The sequence below is a fragment of the Bacillus cereus group sp. MG16 genome, from assembly GCF_040459875.1.
In the GTDB taxonomy this organism is placed as follows: Bacteria; Bacillota; Bacilli; order Bacillales; family Bacillaceae_G; genus Bacillus_A; species Bacillus_A paranthracis.
Genome location: NZ_JARVHE010000001.1, coordinates 4,728,820 through 4,747,428 on the forward strand (window position 1 = coordinate 4,728,820; position 18,609 = coordinate 4,747,428).

Sequence of the window (18,609 nt, forward strand, 5' to 3'; positions counted from 1 at the left end):
CCCTAATTGCTGAATAGAAAAATAAGTAAGGTGATATTATTCTCACCTTACTTATCTGCTGTTATTATACTTTAAATTTACTAGTCATCGCTTGTAGTTCTTCGGCCATCTCAGCTAAGTTTTGTGAAGCTGAACTAATTTCTTCCATTGAATTCACTTGTTCTTCTGTTGAAGCAGCAACACTTTGCATACTAGCTGTATTTTCTTCTGCAGCCGCTGCAATTTCATCAATAGCATTTGTCACTTCATTTGCATCTCCAGCAATTCTCTTCGTTGTTTCTACCATTTCATTCACTTGAGAAACAATATGTGTAGTAGAACTTAAAATTTCCGTAAAACTTACTTTCGTTTTTGTTACAACATCAAGACCTTGTTGAACTTCCTCATTCACATTATCCATCGCTTTAACAGTATGTTCAATATCAGCCTTAATTTCTGCAATTAAATTCGCAATCTCTCCAGATGATTCTCCTGATTGCTCCGCTAATTTTCTAACCTCATCTGCTACAATAGCAAACCCTCGGCCCTGTTCACCTGCTCTTGCTGCTTCAATAGCCGCATTTAAAGCTAAAAGGTTCGTTTGAGTAGCGATATTTTGAATTGCTTCAGAAATAGCTCCTACCTGCTTTGATTTCTCATCAAGAAGTTTAATAATGGCATCTGACTCGGATACCGACCTAGAAATAGACTGCATTTGTTTTGCTGTTTGTTCAACCAATTCCTCCCCTTCTTCAGCTCTTTCTCTCGCATGCAATGAGGAGATAGAAATTGATTCTGCACTTCCAGTTACATCTTGAATTGCTGTATTTACTTGTTGTAATGTAGCCGCACCTTCTTCAACACCTTGACTTTGTGATTCAGCCCCACCTGATACTTGTTCCATTGCAATTGTAATTTGATCTGTCGCATCATTTGCTTGCTGTACGCTCGCTGTTAACTCTTCAGCCGATGCAGCGACATGTTCTGCTGAAAAACTAATTTGAGTAATCACATCTTGTAAAGAGGCAGACATTTCATTAAAGGAATTCCCTAATTTCCCTATGTCATCCTTGGAATGGATTGTAATTTTCTCTGTTAAATCTCCCTTACTAATTTTATGTGCCGAGTCAGCTATTTTTCTTAATGGTCTTGTAATAGACTTTGTAATGAAATAAATTAATACACTACCAAATACAATAGCGATAGCAATAACAATAAAAGTCTTATAAAATACTGGATTCGCAGCTTGGGTAATTTCTTCATCAAACATAACTCCAACTACTTTCCAGCCCGTTTTCTCATTTGTTGCAAAGATTAAATTCTTTTTATCATCTTGTTCTGTATAAGAGACATTTCCTTGTTTTTCTTCATAAATCGGTTTAATCCAAGGGTCAGTAACTTTTGCACCTGGTTTTCTAGATGGATGACTAACAATTTGCTTATTTTGATCTAAAATAACTGCATAACCTTTTTCACCAATGTTAATCATTTTGGAAATTTTCAAGATGTTATCTAAATTTAAGTTAATTCCTATAACACCTTTACCATCTTTTACTTCTTTTGCAATTGTCACTACCATATTTTTTGTAGATGCTGATTGATATGGTGCAGTAACAATTACTTTCCCTTTATTTTCATGTGCTTCTTTATACCAAGATCTATCTGTTGGATTATACCCATCATCCATTTTGATAAATGGTTCTCTTATAAACTTTCCTGTCTGCGTTCCAATATAAATACCTTCTACTTCTGGATGAAGTTTTATATATTGCGCTAACTTTGTTCTTACTATTTCTTCTTGTCCGTTTGGATATGTATCCTCTGTTAAGATGTCTGCAAAGTATGCTGCATCAACAAATTTCTCTTCTATATTTTGAGAAATAACAGTATTTAAAATCGAAATGTTTTCCTTTGCTTTACCTGTGATTTGTTGTTCAAAATTTGTTTTGGCAGTTTGATATGAAACACCACCGATAATAAGTCCTGGTATAGTTAAAATTAGAAAAAATGAAATGATTAATTTTTTCTTGATACTCATACATTTAACCCAGTTAAATATTTTTTGCATAATAAGCCTCCTTTATGTAATGTGAATACTTGTGTAATTTTATACAAGTAACATATATAAAACAATATATAATGATAACATGTAATATTTTCGTCAATTATGCATTTTTACATATTCACTACTTCTAAAGATTTAAGCATAAAAAATAAGAGAACTTTAGCTTATTATATATGCTGAAGTTCTCTTATTTCGTAACAAAAAGCCCCCACAAAAACTCCTCTTACAATTCCTTACATCCCTTTCCTTACTAATTGCTTTTCACATAACTAATCGCCTGACTACCCATTTGCATCCATGCCTTTTCAAAACTTTCTCTCGATACTTTTACATCTAAACTTTCATTAAGAGGATCTCGAATATATACAAATTCCTTATCATATCCAATAAGCACTACACAATGTTCATTATACGTAATAGAAACATCTCCACTATTTGTTTCCCATGTAGTAAATTCATCTTCATCTAATGGCGCAAATGTTGCATTTGTAATCATGACTACCGGTTGCCCTGATTTTACACTCTTATAAAGCTCTTCTATACTCTTCCCTGTTAAGTCCACAGCTTTGTTAGGTAAATACTTTTTCGCTAATTGAAAAAGTGGTCCATGATATACACCATATCCTGATTCAGAAAAGGTATAAATATTTCCTACGAATCCTTCATTCGGATTCCCACGTACACCATCGTTCATAAAATCAACTTTCTTTATTTCGTTTGCTAATTTCATCTTATCCACTGTAATACCTGCGTATTGTAACATCATCGCTAAGCTCGTTACTTCACAGCCTCTATCTAACTCTGGTAATTGCTGAATGAAAGGTACATTTGATAAGATGACCTTTTCATCACGATTAAACTCTACTTGTTTTCCACTTTTCATATTGAAGAATGTTAATTTCTCCACATACTTTGTAATTCCATTTGTATAGATCCCCCATACTGCTATAACGAGTAAAGCCATACCTATATACCACTTAAACTTCCGTATCACTTTCACGCCCTTTTTAGTTCGTTAAATAAGAATAAAACGCGTCCGCATCCGTTCGAATTACCGGTACAAAATTTAGTTCTTTTCCTTTTTCAGGCTGATCTTTTTTTATTTTTTCTGCTAGTTCTTGAGTGTTCATATTCGTTTTATCCATATTAAGCTCATCTGCCATTTGTAACACCTTTTGTTCATTAATTTCGCTTAATACTTGATATATATCTTTACCATACAAATCGATATGATATTCTTTTGCTTCTTCCTGTACTTTTTGTTCGTACACTTCTTGTGCTAACTCTTCTATCTCTTTTCCTTTTTGTGAAATACCTAACTTGCCTGCTTCCTCTCTTACTTTCGTTCCATAGATTTCTTCTGCAATGTCCTCTATTTCTTTTCCATTTGTCGAAATACCTAATTTATCCGCCTCATCATTAATTTTAATCGTATTAATTTGAGTAATCAAATTTACAATTGATGTATTTTCTATTGATATGCCTAGCTTTAACGCTTCTTGCTTCACTTTTGTTTCATAGATTTCTTCTGAAAGAGTTCCAACATCTTTTCCTTCAATCAAAATTCCTAACTGTTCTGCTTCTCTTCCTACTTCCGTCTCATGGATTTCTTTTTCTAACGTAATTTGTTCTTTCCCTTTCGTTTCAATACCTAGATTCTCCGCCTTTTCTTCTGTATGTACAGCATGTATCTTTCCATTGTTTAATTGTTCTTTGCTACGCTGCGTGTAATCTGTCTTTCCTTTTGATGTTTCAGAAGGAGAGGCACCCCCTAATATACTTAAACTCATTACTCCAATAGTGAATACCATCATCATTTTCTTTTTCAAAATTAATTCCTCCCTCTTACACTTTCTTTTCCATCATTCCCTATTCATAATCGAAATAACATTATGATCGATGTAATCTACTCAAATACCTTTTTATAATCGCTTCTTTATAGGGCGAACTTTCCGTATACAATACATGTTAAAAATAGTTTCTTAACTTTCCCTTAAAAAAAGACGACCTTGTAAAAACAAGATCGTCTTCTTACTTATATTTTTTGGTTTTTAGGGAAAATCACTTCAAAACAAGTAGCATCTCCCCATTTGCTCTCTACTGATATTTTTCCGTAATGTTTTTCTACAATCCAATTTGCGATTGAAAGACCTAATCCAGCTCCTTCTGACGTACTTCTTGCTTTATCCCCTTGATAAAAACGATCAAATAATTTCGGAATATCTTCTTCTTTCACTCCTATCCCATCATCTTTCACTCGTATACGAATCGAACTGTTCGTTTGCGTACAATCGATTTGAATATGACCACCTTCATTCGTATACTTCATCGCATTATCTAACAATATGACCATCATTTGATGAATCCGCTCTCTATCACCCATAAAAGATACGCCACGTTCTACTTTTAATATCATTTCTTTTTCTTGATAAGAGGCAATCTCCTTATATGGAGCTACTATTTCTTCTAACAATTTATCGAGTTCAAATGTTTTCTTATCCATCTCAATTTGATTAGAATCAGAACGTGCTAGCAATAATAAATTACTAACAAGTTTTGATAACCGCCTACATTCTTTTGAAATTGTAGAAATATCCATCGCTTTTTCTTCTATCGTAGCGGATGGTGACTGGAATAAAACATCTGTTTTTGATTGAATAACTGCAAGCGGTGTCCTTAGTTCATGTGATGCATCAGAAACGAATTGCTGCTGTTTTTCCCATGAATTTTGAATGGGTACAAGTGCCCTGCCAGCTAAGAAAAAGCCGATTCCTATTGCACATAAACTTCCTATGCTACAACCTATCACAAGAATTAAAAATAAAGTATGTAACATTTCTTTTTCGGCTGTTATCTCCCTTACAATTTGAACTATTTTTGTATCTTGTTGAAATGAAAATATTCTAAAATATTGCCCTTGCACTTCTATATCTTGCAAAGTTCCTAATTTCTTTGGCGAAAACTTTTCCAAATTGTCTTCAAAAATAAAACGACGTTTGCCGTTTTCAATATCTATCTCCACCGTGTTTCCAAGCCAAGTTAACTCCATTATCCTTGGATCCCCAATTGGAGGATATCCTCTAATTTTTTTAGGTAGTTTTTTATCATCTGCATTCTTTCTATGTTGAACGGCTTTTTCTATCGATTCATTTACTCCACTATAAATACGCTTATATGTGTAAGAATAAATGATACTACCTAATACGGCTATCAAAATGATAAATACTAATGAATTCAATATAGTCAATCGAATACGCGTCTTCTGAAACATACTTCCCTTTTTCATTGTTCTTTTAATATATATCCAATACCTCGAACGGTTTGAATATCTTTCTGATAACCGAATGGTTCTAATTTTTTACGTAAATGATGTACATACACTTCTACAATTGCCACTGTCGTATCTGAATCAAATCCCCAAACACGATCAAAAATTTGTTCCCTCATTAAAATCTTTCCGCTATTTTGAACGAGGTACTCTAGAAGCTCATATTGTTTTAATGTTAGCTTCATACTTTGTCCATCTACTTGAACATCTTTATCTTTTCCGAACAGTTCAATCCCTTTATATCGAATAGTCTGCTTCGTTGTTAAACTACCACTTCGCCTTAATAAAGCACGAATTCTTGCTTTTAATTCTGGGGCCTGAAACGGCTTAACGATATAGTCATCCCCTCCAAAATCCAACCCTTTCACGCGATCTTCTAAAGAATCTCTCGCTGTCAAAAATAAGACAGGTGTTTCAATCTTTTCATCACGTATTTTTTGAATTACTTCAAACCCGTCCATTTCTGGCAGCATCACATCCAGCAAAATTGCATCATATATATTTTGAAGCGCTAAAAACAATCCATCTTCTCCATTCAATGCCGTATCTACTTCAAATTCATCACGCAAAATTTGTACGATAGACTCTAATAAAGAAGCATTATCTTCTACTACGAGTAAGCGCATATTCTCACCTTCCACCATATTGTTCGATTCTATTTATAATTACATTCCTGCTTTTCCTAACAAAAGAATATCATTATATTTTGTAACTTCATTTTTAATTCGTTCTTTCTACACTTTTTCTTGATACAGAATTTTAAAGATTAATTATAAAGGCTCTTTCTTAAATTTAGCTTAATAAAAAATTGAAAGAAATAAGATTTCCCTTATCTCTTTCAATTTTTTACTACATATACCTTTTTACTTGGCAATTCCAAACAATTTAGCTGACCACCATACACAGCCCCGCCATCAATTCCAATAATTCGATTACTACCAAAATACACGCCACAATTCTCACTACCGTGAAGCGTTTTTGTTTCCGTATGGCCAAATACAACAACCTTTTCGCCACTATATCCATTATGAAACTCATTACGGATCCACATTAACGTATATGGTTCACATTCAGAAACTCGTTTCATAGGCTCAACACCAGCATGTACAAATATGTACTCTTCTGTTTCAATGTAATGATCTAATTCTTGAATAAACTTTACATGATCTTCTAAAACATGCGATTGTAAAATTGGTTTTTGGAAGTCTTCCTCATTAACTACAATATCTTCTTCTACAAATCCATAGCTATATAATGTCTTATCTCCACCATTCCTTTTTACCCAATGGTTCCATGAACGTTCCTCATCAGTCGTTAACGCCTTAATCATCATATCTTCATGATTTCCCTTTAGAACGAGGGCTCCATCTTCTTTTAACTCTTTTACCCTTTCAATTACTGCACGTGCATTTGGACCACGATCTACATAATCCCCTAATAAAATTAGTTGATCCTGTTTTGCATCGTATTGAGCTTCTTCTAATAACTGTTCGAACTTTTTTATTTCTCCATGAATATCACTAATAACAAGAATTCTTTTCATATTATCACCCCTCTTTCTAATTATAGTTCAAAACAACAGAAACTTCAGAATTGTAATTTAAAACCGTATTTATTACAGATACAACGATTATCCTTACAACAATGTAAGTCTCTTGTCATCCAATTCGATAGTTGCGATTGCTATATTTCCTTATACTAAAAGTAAGAAATGAAACAAAAAACAAGGAGAGATGAGATATGAAAAAAGTGATGGAAGTTATGGTAGCAGTGGCAGAAGTTTTCGTAAATGGCAAACAAGTTGCAATGGAGTTAAACAAATAATGAAAAGGACAAGATTCATTCTAGACCCTTTACTCATATAAAAGAGATAAGACTTCTTCATTTTTTTGATCCCTTATCTCCTAAAGAAAGCCGTATCCTTTTTCGGATACGGCTTTCTCTTATTTTTGACTCGTACGAGCTGAAATGCTAATTGCTCTATCTGTCGCTTTGGCAGCTTCATCTAACGCTTCTTTACTATTCTTTCCGTCATACATTGCTTCTAATGCTTTTACAACTGCATCTCGTGATTCTGGGAATACACTAATTAAAGCACCTTGTGTTGCTGGAGATTGTTTCGTCGCTTGCAATTGATCTACTGTTACTTTTAACTGTGGATATTTTTCATATTGCTCTTTTACTAATGGTTCATTATATGCATCTGGATTAATAGAGAAATAACCTGTTGCAGTATGCCATTTTGCTTGTACGTCTTGCTTCGTTAAATATTTCATAAAGTCCCAAGCACCTTGTTGTGTTTCTTCTGAAACCATATTCGTCATCCATAATGATGCTCCACCAATAACAACACCATTTTGTTTCGAATCCTGTGGATATGGAATATATGACACGCCTACATTAAACTTAGATGCATCAATTAAGTCGCGAACACCAGCTGAAGAATCTAAATACATAGCAACTTGTCCAGACTGGAACGCGGCACGAATATCATCCCAACTTGCTCCATACTTTCCTAGTGCACCAGCTTTATTTAACTCATCTAGCATCCCAAATACTTTCTGTCCTTCTTTACCGTTAAATACAGCTTTCTTTGCAGCATCTTTACGACCATTTTCATTATCTACATATAAAGCGCCTTGTGTCGCTAACAATTCTTCAAAGAACCAACCATAATTCAGCATTGAAAATCCATATTGTTTTACATTTCCGCCTTCTTTAATCGTTAACTTTTTCGCTGCTTCTTGCAATTCCGCATATGTTTTTGGAGCTTTCTCTGGATCTAAGCCCGCCTTTGCGAAAGCATCTTTATTATAAATTAATACTGGTGTAGATGAATTAAATGGCATAGAATACATTTTTCCATCAACTGAATAATAATTTGTAATTGCTTTTTCCAATTTTGAAGTATCGTACTTATCTTTTTTTATCTAGCTATCAATTGGTGTGATTTTTTTGCTATCAATCATATATTTCGTTGTAATTTCACTCGATTGAACAAGAGCTGGCGCTTCTTTCGTTGCAGACATCGTTCTAAATTTCGTTAAAGACTCTTCATATGTCCCTTGGAACTCTGCCTTTATCTCATATTTATTTTGTGACTTATTATAGTCTGCAACAAGCCCATCTAGTACACCTTGTGTTTTTCCACCCATCGCATGCCAAAAACGAATTACAGTTTTATCACCATTTTTTTCAACTGGTGCTACTTTTGCCTGTGCTTCAGGTTTTCCCTCTGTTTTACTATTTGAACAAGCAGCACTAGATAATGCCATTGTTGCTACCATTAATAGAGCAGCACCTTTTTTAACCAGACCCATTTTAATCTCACCTTCTCTTAATTATTTAATTGCACCTTTTGTTAATCCTTGTTGTAATTGCTTTTGTCCTAAAAATAATAGAATCAATGTTGGTATAACGATAACCGTAACGCCAGCCATTACGCTTCCCCAATCAGTTGCAACTTCTTGAGATTGAAGCTGCTTCACACCAATTTGAACTGTTCTTACCTTTTCATCAGTGGTCACTAAAAGTGGCCATAAGTACATATTCCATGTTGTTAAAAAACTATATACTCCAAGCGTAATAAAACTCGTTTTACAATACGGAATTACAACGCTGAACAAAAATCTTACATTTCCAATCCCTTCAATAAAAGCAGCTTCTTTCAGTTCATTCGGAAGTGTCATAAAATGTTGGCGTAACAAGAAAATACCGAAAGCTGTTGCAAAAAACGGCACTGTCATCCCAGCGAAACTATTGATCCAGCCAAAGTTTTGAATCGTTAAAAAGTTAGGTACCATCGTCGCTTCCCACGGAATAAGCATCGTTGAAATAAACAGGAAAAAAATAAGATTTCTTCCCTTAAACTGAAGAAAGACAAAAGCATACGCCGCTAAGCTTGACACGATAAGTTGTCCAATCATAACAACTGTCGATACAACTAAGCTGTTATATAAATATGTAAAAAGTGGTACTTTCTGAAAAATATTAATGAAATTATCAAAAGTAAATTGAGTTGGAAATATCCTTCTCATTTGAATATCGTCTGGTGTCATAAAGCTTATTAAAAACGCATACAGCACAGGAAAAAATACCATTACTGCACTAATTATGAGCAGCATGTATAGCAGGAAATTTTGTTTCCACTGTTTAACGATCATTTATAATGCACCTTTCTCTCAGCAAACTTAAATTGAAGTAATGTAGCAATGAAAATGAAAACAAATAGTACCATCGCTTGTGCACTTGCTGTCCCAAATTGATGATTCACAAATGCCTCTTTATAAATCGAATATACAATTAAATTTGTTGCATCATTCGGTCCACCGTGCGTTAAAATATCAATCTGTCCAAAGCTTTGGAACGCACTAATTAACGTTACTGTCACGATAAAGAATAAAGTTGGTGATAGCATCGGTAATGTAACACGACGAAGCTTATATAAATAGCTAGCACCATCTATAGATGCACTTTCATATAAAGACGTATCAATGTTTTGTAAACCACCTAATATAACTAAAAATGCAAATCCTGTATTCACCCAAACCGTTGTAACTGATACAGAGAACAATGCCCAATCTGGACTCGTTAACCATGCGATTGCAGGTAGATTCATAGAGGCTAATATATTATTAAATAATCCGACACTTGGATGAAATAAAAATAGCCAAATCACCGCACTAGCAGCTACTGATATTCCCATAGTGGAAGAAAATAACACACGGAATACCCCAATACCTCTTACTTTTCCATTTGCAATCAATGCAAGAAATAAAGCGAGTATAATACTCGTAGGCACTGTATATACAACAAATAATAAAGTTGACTTTATGCTTTTGTAGAAAGCAGGATCAGAAAATAAATATTGATAATTTTCTAAGCCAACGAAAAGATTAGCTTCTCCGTGTATATCTGTTAAATAAAAGCTATAGTAAATCGTCCTAAATAATGGATAAAAAAGAAAAATCGAGAACAATAAAATAGATGGCGCTAAAAATAATAATCCTATTCTTAAATCTTTCGTTCTACTCCATTAATTCTTCTTTTTTGCCACCTTTGCTTGGGCTGGTAACTTACCTACTTCAATCATTATTTCGCCACCACTTTCAACTCTTCTTCAGCTACCACTTTTAATCGTTCATTCGTATTTTGATGAAAGAAGCATAACTTATCTTGTGAGAATAATAATTTTACTTTGTCACCTTTGTTCAGGAGTAGCTGTCCAATGACTTTTGCACTCCAAGTTGTTCCATTTATTGCGAAGTTTAATATAGATTCGTTGCCTAATACTTCTACAGATTGTAGCGTAACTTCTTGTCCTTCCTCAGACAGGGCAATATGCTCAGGACGCATGCCTATGCGAATTATTCCTTCTGGTAATTGCTTTAACTGTCCAATAGATAACGGAATTTGCAATTGCCCTATATGTAATACACCTTTTTCTTTGTTTACTTCTCCATCATTTATATTCATCGAAGGAGACCCTATAAAACTTGCAACAAATTCATTTGCTGGTTCGTTATAGATGTCAAGCGGTGTTCCAACTTGCTGTATACTTCCTTTATTTAAAACCATGATGCGATCTCCCATAGTCATCGCCTCTATTTGATCATGGGTAACGTAAATCATTGTAATTCCTAAACGCTGCTGAATTTCTCTAATTTCAATTCTCATTTGCGCACGTAATTTCGCGTCTAAATTCGAAAGTGGTTCATCCATTAAACAAATCGGTGCTTGGCTCACAATCGCTCTAGCAAGCGCAACACGCTGTCTTTGTCCACCTGATAATTGACCTGGTTTCATTTTCACATACTCTTTCAGCCCTACCATTTCAATAGCTTCCATTAATCTCTTTTGCCGCTCTTCTTTTTGTACTTTCCTTACCTTAAGTCCAAATAAAATATTTTCTTCTACAGATAAGTGTGGGTATAGTGCATAATTTTGAAATACCATTGATAGATTACGATCTTTCGGCTCTAAATCATTTGCAACAGGTTCATTAATAATTAAATCCCCCGAAGAAATTTCTTCTAGGCCAGCGATCATTCGTAATAATGTGCTTTTCCCACATCCTGAAGGCCCAACTAAAACAAAAAACTCACCCTTTTTAATGTGAACCGATACCCCCTTAACCGCTGTCTCTTCTGCATTTTTATATACCTTTGAAACATTTTTCAATTCAATCACAAAGTTGCACTCCTTTTTTCTTCTTGTATCCATACTTCATAATGACTCGTTGAAATTGCACTTGCGCCTGCACGAATAGCAATTTCCGCATCTTCTCGTGTTTGAATCAGTCCGCCTGCAATGATAGGAAATTCTATTTCCTCTGCTAACTGCTTAATAATGGAAGGCATAATACCATGCATAATCTCTACTGCATTCGGTTTAGTCGTTTTACAATTTTCAATTGATTTTGTAAGAGATAAAGTATCGACAATAAAAATACGTTGGATCGTTTTTAATCCAATTTTATTGGCATTTCGAATTGTCGATCCTTTTGTTGAAATAATACCTTGTGCTCCGATAACGTCTTGAATATACGAAAGTGCTTCCTCTGTATTCGTATTTAAACCTTGTATAAAATCACAATGAAGAAAGACATCATGTCCATGTTTCTGTAATTCATATACACGCTCTGGTAACTCCAGCATTGAACCCGTCATAAGAAAAACTGTTTTCGGTAATTTTTTGTATGTGTTGTATCCTTTCCAATCTTTTATCATCGCAATATAAGGTTCTTTAAACATTCATTCCACCTAGCTTTTCTGTTTTTATCCAAACTAAAAACACCTACTTACATAGAACACCTTTCTCCTTATTTGAACTCTAGGGAATAGAGCACACCTAAGAAAGTGGCACGTTATATGTAAGCGGGTGTTCTCAAATGTTCTCTACCCTAGTTATTTTGTTACCTTTACTATATTACGTATTTATTAAGTCAGTTTTGATAGATTGTTAATTAGCTGTTAATCGAATGTTAATATTCACCTATTCCTTTTTACACTAATCATTACATAGGAATAGTACAAACAAACTCCCAACTACCTTTCATATTCTATAATTAAGGTTGTTTAATTTTCTTATCACTTTTTGAATTAAAGTTATTTTCAGAAGTATGTTTCTTTTCTTATTAATATTGTCCATAATGCAACAATACCTGCACTATTACCTTAAAACTCCTTATCTATCCCTCTCTTCAAATGATTTTTCCCAAAACAAAAATCCCATTCAAATACACATTACTGAATCCATCATGCTAACTGATTTCTTCATTCTGTCTATCTAAATGGGATTATTTTTCGTTTTTTATTCTACTGTTTGTTGTGGCTGTACTACTTCATTCGCTCCAGCTGCCCTCAACATATTTGCAATATCTTTAAAACCTCTTTTTTCAGCATATTGCAGTGGCGTAATATTTTCCTTATTGGCCATATTTACATCTGCCCCGTGGTCAATAAGCATTTGAATAACTTTCTTGTGATTTTCACTACCATTTCCTAATACGATTGCTTCTACTAAAGCTGTTCCACCACGAGCATTTTTATAATTCACATCAATATCTGTATGCTCTAACAATTCTTTTACGACCTCTACATGGCCACGCTCAGATGCAGAAATAAGTGCTGTTCCACCTGACTTAGTCGTTTCTTTCGTATTAACTCCTGCATTAATTAATACTTTTACAATATCCGTATAGCCTTCTCTACTTGCATAAAGAAGTGGATTACTTTGTTTCTCATCTTTAATTTCAATATTAGCACCTGCACCAATTAATGCTTTCACTGTCTCTACATGATTTTGGTACGTTGCTGCAAGGACAGGTGTTTCTCCGTTGTCACCTTCTACATTTATATTCGCTCCATCTTGAATCAACTTCATAGCTGTTTCTGTGTCTCCAAGAGTGGCAGAAAGTAGCAACTGTTTGTCCATTAAATTTATACTTTTTTCTTCTTTAGATTCTTCCTGTTCTTTATGCTTCTCTTTTTTCTTTTCGTTTTTCACATGAACCGGTTTCGATTCTGGCTCTTCTTGCTTATCGCAAGCCACTACCGTCATTAAAAGTCCTAATAACATACATAATAAAATTTTTTGTTTTCTCACAACTACAGCTCCTATGAAAGATAATGTTTTCTTAACCATTCCTCCATCACATACAATAACTCTTCTTGAGTACATTTATCCATAAGCCCTTTATATTCCTTCTTTAATCGGATTATCTAAACTTATATTAGCGAAGCAATTAGTTTAGCACGTTTTCACCGCATTTGTATACATTTCTAAAAAGTACATAGATGATTGCTTTAGGTTACTATATTCCATTGTAACCGTTCTTCTAAAAATTTTACACCTTTTCTATATTTGCACCTGAATAATACTAGAAAAAGACAACTATGCAGTTGTCTTTTTCTAGTATTAATGATGCCCACCGTGATTTCCCTTTTTCGTGTTCCCCATCATTTCTTTATTCATTTCCCATTTATGCTCTGCTAGCTCTTTATACGAAAGAATTTTCCCCTTATAGTTAGATACAAAGCTCTCTGCATCTTTTTTGTTTTTAAATGAAATGACATCATAAGCCATTGGTGTTGTAATTGTTTTATCATATACATAAGTAGCGTCTTCTAACGAAACCCAATCTTTCGAATCATACTCTCGAACAAATTTTTCTTTCGTCTTTTCACCTGGATTAATCTCCATCCATTTATACATACAACCGATATCATCAAACTTTAATGCTTTTCCATTTTCTAAAATGATTTCTGTTGCAAATTGATTATCCATTACCCCAATTTGGCAAATATCACACTTATCATGCTTCTCATCAATTGCCACAGCCTCTGCTTGTTTCTTACCACATCCTACAATTGTAAAGACAAAGAATAAGCATATAGCAAGCATCACATACTTTGTTCTCATTGTATTTCCTCCCTAACCGTATCTTCTACAAGGAGCATATCAAAAACTTGTGTGCGATTTGTGAAAAAATGATGTGTCTTTTGTAATATATGGAACAAAAAAGATGTGTAGTCCTCTCTACACACCTCTCATCATTCACAACCTGTAATTACTAAATCATCTTCTATTTTAATTAATAATGTATCTGTATGAATTTGCTGCCCAACAACTACATTTACTAATCTTATATTTCCACTGATGCCGACTGCAACCTTTTCAAGTTCACCGTTATTTTTTCGGATCATCATTAATTTTTCCCACTCATATACGTAAGAAGATTCATTAACAAAAATCTCTTCTATTTTTCCTTCATAAGAACTACAAATCTCTTCCATTCTTGTTTTCATATAAAATCTACTCCCTATTTCACACTTCAATATTGTCATCTTATTCTACCATTCTTATGGAGAGCAGCTTACTTTTTAAAAATTCAAATTAACTCCCGTGAACAAAATGACCAAAATAAAAATTATGCTTCTAATGATGTTATTTTTCAAATTATTTACCATTCAAATAGATGCTTTTATGATAAACAAAAAACCTTTTTCTGAATTTTTATTTTATTTTGAAAGCGCAATCATTTTTGAGGGGGAGATTACATGTTAGCACTACTTGGATTTGCAATGGTATTTGTCTTTATGTTTTTAATTATGACAAAACGTATGTCAGCACTAGTAGCATTAATATTAATTCCAATTACTTTCGCTTTAATTGGAGGATTTTATGCAAACATGGGACCTATGATGTTAGAGGGAATTCAAAAACTAGCACCTACTGGTATTATGCTTATGTTTGCTATTTTATATTTTGGAATTATGATTGATAGCGGTTTATTTGATCCTGTCATTAGTAGGATTTTGAAATTTGTAAAAGGAGATCCTTTAAAAATTGTTGTTGGTACAGCGATTCTTACAATTATCGTTTCATTAGATGGGGATGGAACGACAACGTATATGATTACTGTTTCCGCAATGTACCCACTATATAAACGCCTTGGAATGAATCCACTTATATTAGCTGGGGTTGTTATGTTAGGTGCAGGCGTGACAAATCTTACACCGTGGGGTGGACCGACAGCTCGTGTTATGAGTGCACTTGGACTAGACGCATCAGAGCTCTTTACACCACTTATACCAGGAATGATTGCTGGTGCACTTTGGGTAGTTTTCGTTGCTTACTATCTTGGAAAAAAAGAAAGAAAACGTTTAGGAATTATGGATGTACAATATTTAAAACAAATGCAAACAACAGATGAGCAAGCTGCAACAGTAGAAGCTGCTGTTCATAAGCGCCCTAAACTTCTATGGATTAACTTTTTATTAACTGCTACTTTACTTGTCTGTCTCATACTAGAAGTTATGCCATTACCTGTTTTATTTACAATCGCTTTCGCTATTGCTGTTATGATTAACTATCCGAACTTAGAGCAACAGAAAGAGCGTATTGCTTCTCACGCAGGAAACGTATTAGCAGTTGTTTCTCTCGTATTTGCCGCTGGGATTTTCACTGGAATTTTATCAGGAACAAAAATGGTAGATGCAATGGCTAAAAGTGTAGTAACTCTTATACCAGACGCTCTTGGCCCACAACTACCAATTATTACAGCTCTTCTTAGTATGCCATTTACATTTTTCATGTCCAATGATGCATTTTATTTCGGTGTACTACCTATTTTAACGAAAGCTGCTGCCACTTACGGAATTAGTGCAGCTGAAATGGGACGCGCTTCCTTACTCGGGCAACCTGTTCACTTATTAAGCCCTCTTGTTGCATCCACTTATTTATTAGTTGGGATGGCAAAGGTTGATTTTGGTGAACATCAACGTTTTACTTTATTGTGGGCAGTTGGAACGACAATGGTCATGTTGATTACTGGAATTTTAATTGGGGTTATTCCAATATAAAATAAAAAAACAGTAGCGGACATATATCCTCTACTGTTTTTTATTATGAAGGAATAAGAAAATATCTTCTTTCTGGTCTCCCAACACTCCCATATATTAGCTCTGCGTGAACTTTCTTTCCTGATATTAAATATTCTAAATAACGCCTCGCTGTCGATCTGCTTACTCCGACCATTGCGCTTAGCACTTCCGCAGTAATACCTTCTTCATTCACTGTTAACATATGCTTTTTTATTTTTGCTAAAGTTAAGGGGTCTATACCTTTCGGCGCATATTCTATTTCATTTCCCTTTACGCCTCTTTGAGACCATAGATGTTCTATTTGTTCGATAGATAATTGGTTATTTTTCTTTAACTGCACAAGCTTTTTTTTGTAATTTTCCAAACTTGCTTTAAATCGATCAAACATAAGTGGCTTTACGATATAATCTGTTACTCCGCCCCGCAGGGCGTGCCTCACTACATCTGTTTCCGATGCAGCTGTAATCATAATAATATCTGTATCATGTAAATGATGCCTAATATATGTGACAAGTTCCGTTCCTTGCATATCAGGTAAGTACACGTCTAATAAAACGAGCTGTGGCTTCACAAGATCTAGCCATTCTTTCGCTTGTTCGCCAGTTGTTGCTGTTCCAATTACTTTAAATCCCTCAATCTTTTCAGTAAAACGACGATGAATATCCGCAATTCGAATATCATCTTCTACAATCAATACTTCAATCTCCTCACCCATTACAAATCGCCCCTCTCTTTTGGTAATGCAATAATAAACAATGCACCACCTAAATCCCCTTTTTCGATTGCAATACTCCCATTTAAATCTTCTACTAACTCTTTCACTTTTGCTAATCCATATCCTCGCTTCCCGCCTTCTTTCGTCGAGAAGCCTTTATAGAATATGCTAGTAATGACTTCATCATGAATTCCTTGCCCTGAATCTTCCACTTCAATGACTATTTCTTCTCCGATATCAGTTACAAACATTCTTACTTTCTTATCATGTTCTTCATTTCTTTCGATCGCTTCAAATGCATTCGTAATTAAATTTCCTAAAATAGAAACGACATAATTACTCTCAATGTGCGGGCTTAATTTGTCTAAGCTACTTTCTCTATCTAGCATAAAATCAATCTTCAACTCTCTTGCTCTATTATAGAATCCAATTAAAATCCCACCTAACCATGGATTTTGAATTCGTTTCATAATAAATTGAACAAAATCTTGATATACCGCTGTTTCCTTATGAATAAGCTCCAAAGCATCTTCATATAATTCTAGCTGGATAAGACCTGAAAGCGTATACAACAAATTGTTATATTCATGTGTTTGCGCTCGTAGCGCCTCTGTATATTGCTTCGTCTGAGATAACTCTGCTGTTAACTGATCCATTTCAGATTTCAAACGCAAGCTCGATACAACGCCAGTTACTTTATTTTTCACTTTAATGGGTAGACGGTTCGCAATAACAGCCTGCCCTTTTATATTTAATTGACGATCAAACTGTTCTTCACCAGTTTGAAGTACATCTAATATCGTTGAATTAGGAATTATATCTAAAATAAATTCTCCAATAATATTTCGTTGTTCATCGAGCGCAAGAATATCATAGGCTGCTTGATTGACTAAACTAATCATGCCATTTTGATCAATGACGATAATCCCTTCACGTACAGATTGAATCACTGTACTATGCTCTTCATATAAAGATGAAATTTCTTCTGGCTCCATCCCAAACATCATTCTTTTTATACTGCCAGCTAAATATATAGAGCCTATTACTCCAATTAATAGACCTATTATTGTAATCCAAAACACACGCTTTCCATACACTTCTACCGCTCCATGAATATCATCCATTGAAAATCCAACAGACACTACACCAATGATTTCATTTTCCTGATTACGGATTGGAACTTTTCCGCGTAATGAAGGGCCTAATGATCCAGTTGCTTTCGAAACGTAAGATTTCCCTTCTAATAAAACGCCTTTGTTATCTCCGCCAACCATTGCTTCTCCTATTTTATCTTTCCTAGGATGTGCATAACGAATCCCTTCTTTATTTCCAACTACAATAAAATCAGCATCTGTATCCATTCGAATTTTTTCCGCAATCGGTTGAATAATAGAAGCTGGATTTTCTGTTTGAAAAGCTTCCTTAATTTCTGGTATAGCAGCAACTGTTTTCGCAACATGCAAAGCTCTTTTGCCAATTTGCTCTTCTACCGTTTCAGATAATATGTAATAAAATAAATAACTCGTTAGCATAAGTACAACAAGAATAAGTGTACTAATAGTTAATGTAATTCTCGGTTGTAGTTTTAATTTTTTAAATTTCAAAACCATTCCCCTAACATGATTAAAGATAGAAT

General features: G+C 34.3%; 15 protein-coding genes and 3 pseudogenes. 1 reads left to right on the forward strand and 17 read right to left on the reverse strand.

Going from position 1 to position 18,609, the window contains the following annotated elements; translation table 11 throughout:
* Positions 1 to 64: 64 nt before the first annotated feature.
* From QCI73_RS30885 to QCI73_RS24695, 15 genes and pseudogenes are all read right to left on the reverse strand, one after another.
* Positions 65 to 1,012: a methyl-accepting chemotaxis protein gene (locus tag QCI73_RS30885; protein ID WP_438881204.1), complete on the reverse strand. Its 948-nt coding sequence runs from the start codon at positions 1,010 to 1,012 to the stop codon at positions 65 to 67.
* Positions 1,004 to 2,047 (reverse strand): annotated as a pseudogene (locus QCI73_RS30890) (HAMP domain-containing protein); the annotation flags it as partial. The gene QCI73_RS30885 and the pseudogene QCI73_RS30890, both read right to left, overlap by 9 nt.
* Before the next feature lie 247 nt (positions 2,048 to 2,294).
* Positions 2,295 to 3,038, reverse strand: coding sequence for a C39 family peptidase (locus tag QCI73_RS24635; RefSeq protein ID WP_353823941.1), 744 nt, complete (start codon positions 3,036 to 3,038; stop codon positions 2,295 to 2,297).
* 13 nt (positions 3,039 to 3,051) lie between these two features.
* Complete coding sequence (locus QCI73_RS24640; protein WP_070805174.1) at positions 3,052 to 3,873, reverse strand: transporter; 822 nt, start codon at positions 3,871 to 3,873, stop codon at positions 3,052 to 3,054.
* A gap of 206 nt (positions 3,874 to 4,079) precedes the next feature.
* Complete coding sequence (locus QCI73_RS24645) at positions 4,080 to 5,330, reverse strand: sensor histidine kinase (protein ID WP_070805173.1); 1,251 nt, start codon at positions 5,328 to 5,330, stop codon at positions 4,080 to 4,082.
* Positions 5,327 to 5,998, reverse strand: a complete 672-nt coding sequence (locus tag QCI73_RS24650; RefSeq protein WP_070805172.1) for a response regulator transcription factor — start codon at positions 5,996 to 5,998, stop codon at positions 5,327 to 5,329. Before QCI73_RS24650 ends, QCI73_RS24645 begins: the two co-directional genes overlap by 4 nt.
* Before the next feature lie 212 nt (positions 5,999 to 6,210).
* Complete coding sequence (locus QCI73_RS24655; RefSeq protein ID WP_000821995.1) at positions 6,211 to 6,915, reverse strand: metallophosphoesterase family protein; 705 nt, start codon at positions 6,913 to 6,915, stop codon at positions 6,211 to 6,213.
* A gap of 400 nt (positions 6,916 to 7,315) precedes the next feature.
* Positions 7,316 to 8,692: pseudogene (locus tag QCI73_RS24660) on the reverse strand (ABC transporter substrate-binding protein).
* A gap of 21 nt (positions 8,693 to 8,713) precedes the next feature.
* Positions 8,714 to 9,535 carry a carbohydrate ABC transporter permease gene (locus tag QCI73_RS24665; protein ID WP_000635931.1) on the reverse strand — a complete coding sequence of 274 codons (822 nt, stop codon included), beginning with the start codon at positions 9,533 to 9,535 and terminating at the stop codon, positions 8,714 to 8,716.
* A pseudogene (locus QCI73_RS24670) lies at positions 9,532 to 10,464 on the reverse strand (carbohydrate ABC transporter permease). Before QCI73_RS24670 ends, QCI73_RS24665 begins: the two are co-directional and overlap by 4 nt.
* A complete protein-coding gene (locus QCI73_RS24675; protein WP_353823942.1) occupies positions 10,464 to 11,561 on the reverse strand; it encodes an ABC transporter ATP-binding protein in 1,098 nt (365 codons plus the stop codon). Before QCI73_RS24675 ends, QCI73_RS24670 begins: the two are co-directional and overlap by 1 nt.
* Complete coding sequence (locus QCI73_RS24680; protein ID WP_353823943.1) at positions 11,558 to 12,124, reverse strand: glycerol-3-phosphate responsive antiterminator; 567 nt, start codon at positions 12,122 to 12,124, stop codon at positions 11,558 to 11,560. Before QCI73_RS24680 ends, QCI73_RS24675 begins: the two co-directional genes overlap by 4 nt.
* 559 nt (positions 12,125 to 12,683) lie before the next feature.
* Positions 12,684 to 13,553 carry an ankyrin repeat domain-containing protein gene (locus QCI73_RS24685; RefSeq protein ID WP_262725679.1) on the reverse strand — a complete coding sequence of 290 codons (870 nt, stop codon included), beginning with the start codon at positions 13,551 to 13,553 and terminating at the stop codon, positions 12,684 to 12,686.
* Positions 13,554 to 13,790: 237 nt separating this feature from the next.
* Positions 13,791 to 14,294, reverse strand: coding sequence for a nitrous oxide reductase accessory protein NosL (locus tag QCI73_RS24690; protein WP_353823944.1), 504 nt, complete (start codon positions 14,292 to 14,294; stop codon positions 13,791 to 13,793).
* 131 nt (positions 14,295 to 14,425) lie between these two features.
* Positions 14,426 to 14,680, reverse strand: a complete 255-nt coding sequence (locus tag QCI73_RS24695) for a hypothetical protein (RefSeq protein WP_327923676.1) — start codon at positions 14,678 to 14,680, stop codon at positions 14,426 to 14,428.
* A 252-nt stretch (positions 14,681 to 14,932) separates the two neighbouring features.
* Here QCI73_RS24695 and QCI73_RS24700 point away from each other — a divergent pair, with 252 nt between their 5' ends.
* A complete protein-coding gene (locus QCI73_RS24700) occupies positions 14,933 to 16,237 on the forward strand; it encodes a CitMHS family transporter (protein ID WP_353823945.1) in 1,305 nt (434 codons plus the stop codon).
* 43 nt (positions 16,238 to 16,280) lie between these two features.
* Here QCI73_RS24700 and QCI73_RS24705 read toward each other — a convergent pair whose 3' ends face one another.
* Together QCI73_RS24705 and QCI73_RS24710 are read right to left on the reverse strand one after the other, a co-directional pair.
* Positions 16,281 to 16,973: a response regulator gene (locus QCI73_RS24705; protein ID WP_353823946.1), complete on the reverse strand. Its 693-nt coding sequence runs from the start codon at positions 16,971 to 16,973 to the stop codon at positions 16,281 to 16,283.
* Complete coding sequence (locus QCI73_RS24710; RefSeq protein WP_443756679.1) at positions 16,973 to 18,583, reverse strand: ATP-binding protein; 1,611 nt, start codon at positions 18,581 to 18,583, stop codon at positions 16,973 to 16,975. The genes QCI73_RS24705 and QCI73_RS24710 overlap by 1 nt, the downstream gene beginning before the upstream one ends.
* Between the last annotated feature and the right edge of the window lie 26 nt (positions 18,584 to 18,609).

Excerpts from the sequence above, each read along its gene's own strand:
- QCI73_RS24710 (WP_443756679.1), bottom strand. The coding sequence starts at position 18,583 with ATGGTTTTGAAATTTAAAAAATTAAAACTACAACCGAGAATTACATTA.
- QCI73_RS24685 (WP_262725679.1), bottom strand. The coding sequence starts at position 13,553 with ATGTACTCAAGAAGAGTTATTGTATGTGATGGAGGAATGGTTAAGAAA.
- QCI73_RS24645 (WP_070805173.1), bottom strand. The coding sequence starts at position 5,330 with ATGAAAAAGGGAAGTATGTTTCAGAAGACGCGTATTCGATTGACTATA.
- QCI73_RS24690 (WP_353823944.1), bottom strand. The coding sequence starts at position 14,294 with ATGAGAACAAAGTATGTGATGCTTGCTATATGCTTATTCTTTGTCTTT.
- QCI73_RS24695 (WP_327923676.1), bottom strand. The coding sequence starts at position 14,680 with ATGAAAACAAGAATGGAAGAGATTTGTAGTTCTTATGAAGGAAAAATA.
- QCI73_RS24700 (WP_353823945.1), top strand. The coding sequence starts at position 14,933 with ATGTTAGCACTACTTGGATTTGCAATGGTATTTGTCTTTATGTTTTTA.
- QCI73_RS24680 (WP_353823943.1), bottom strand. The coding sequence starts at position 12,124 with ATGTTTAAAGAACCTTATATTGCGATGATAAAAGATTGGAAAGGATAC.
- QCI73_RS24650 (WP_070805172.1), bottom strand. The coding sequence starts at position 5,998 with ATGCGCTTACTCGTAGTAGAAGATAATGCTTCTTTATTAGAGTCTATC.
- QCI73_RS24705 (WP_353823946.1), bottom strand. The coding sequence starts at position 16,973 with ATGGGTGAGGAGATTGAAGTATTGATTGTAGAAGATGATATTCGAATT.
- QCI73_RS24655 (WP_000821995.1), bottom strand. The coding sequence starts at position 6,915 with ATGAAAAGAATTCTTGTTATTAGTGATATTCATGGAGAAATAAAAAAG.
- QCI73_RS30885 (WP_438881204.1), bottom strand. The coding sequence starts at position 1,012 with ATGTCTGCCTCTTTACAAGATGTGATTACTCAAATTAGTTTTTCAGCA.
- QCI73_RS24665 (WP_000635931.1), bottom strand. The coding sequence starts at position 9,535 with ATGATCGTTAAACAGTGGAAACAAAATTTCCTGCTATACATGCTGCTC.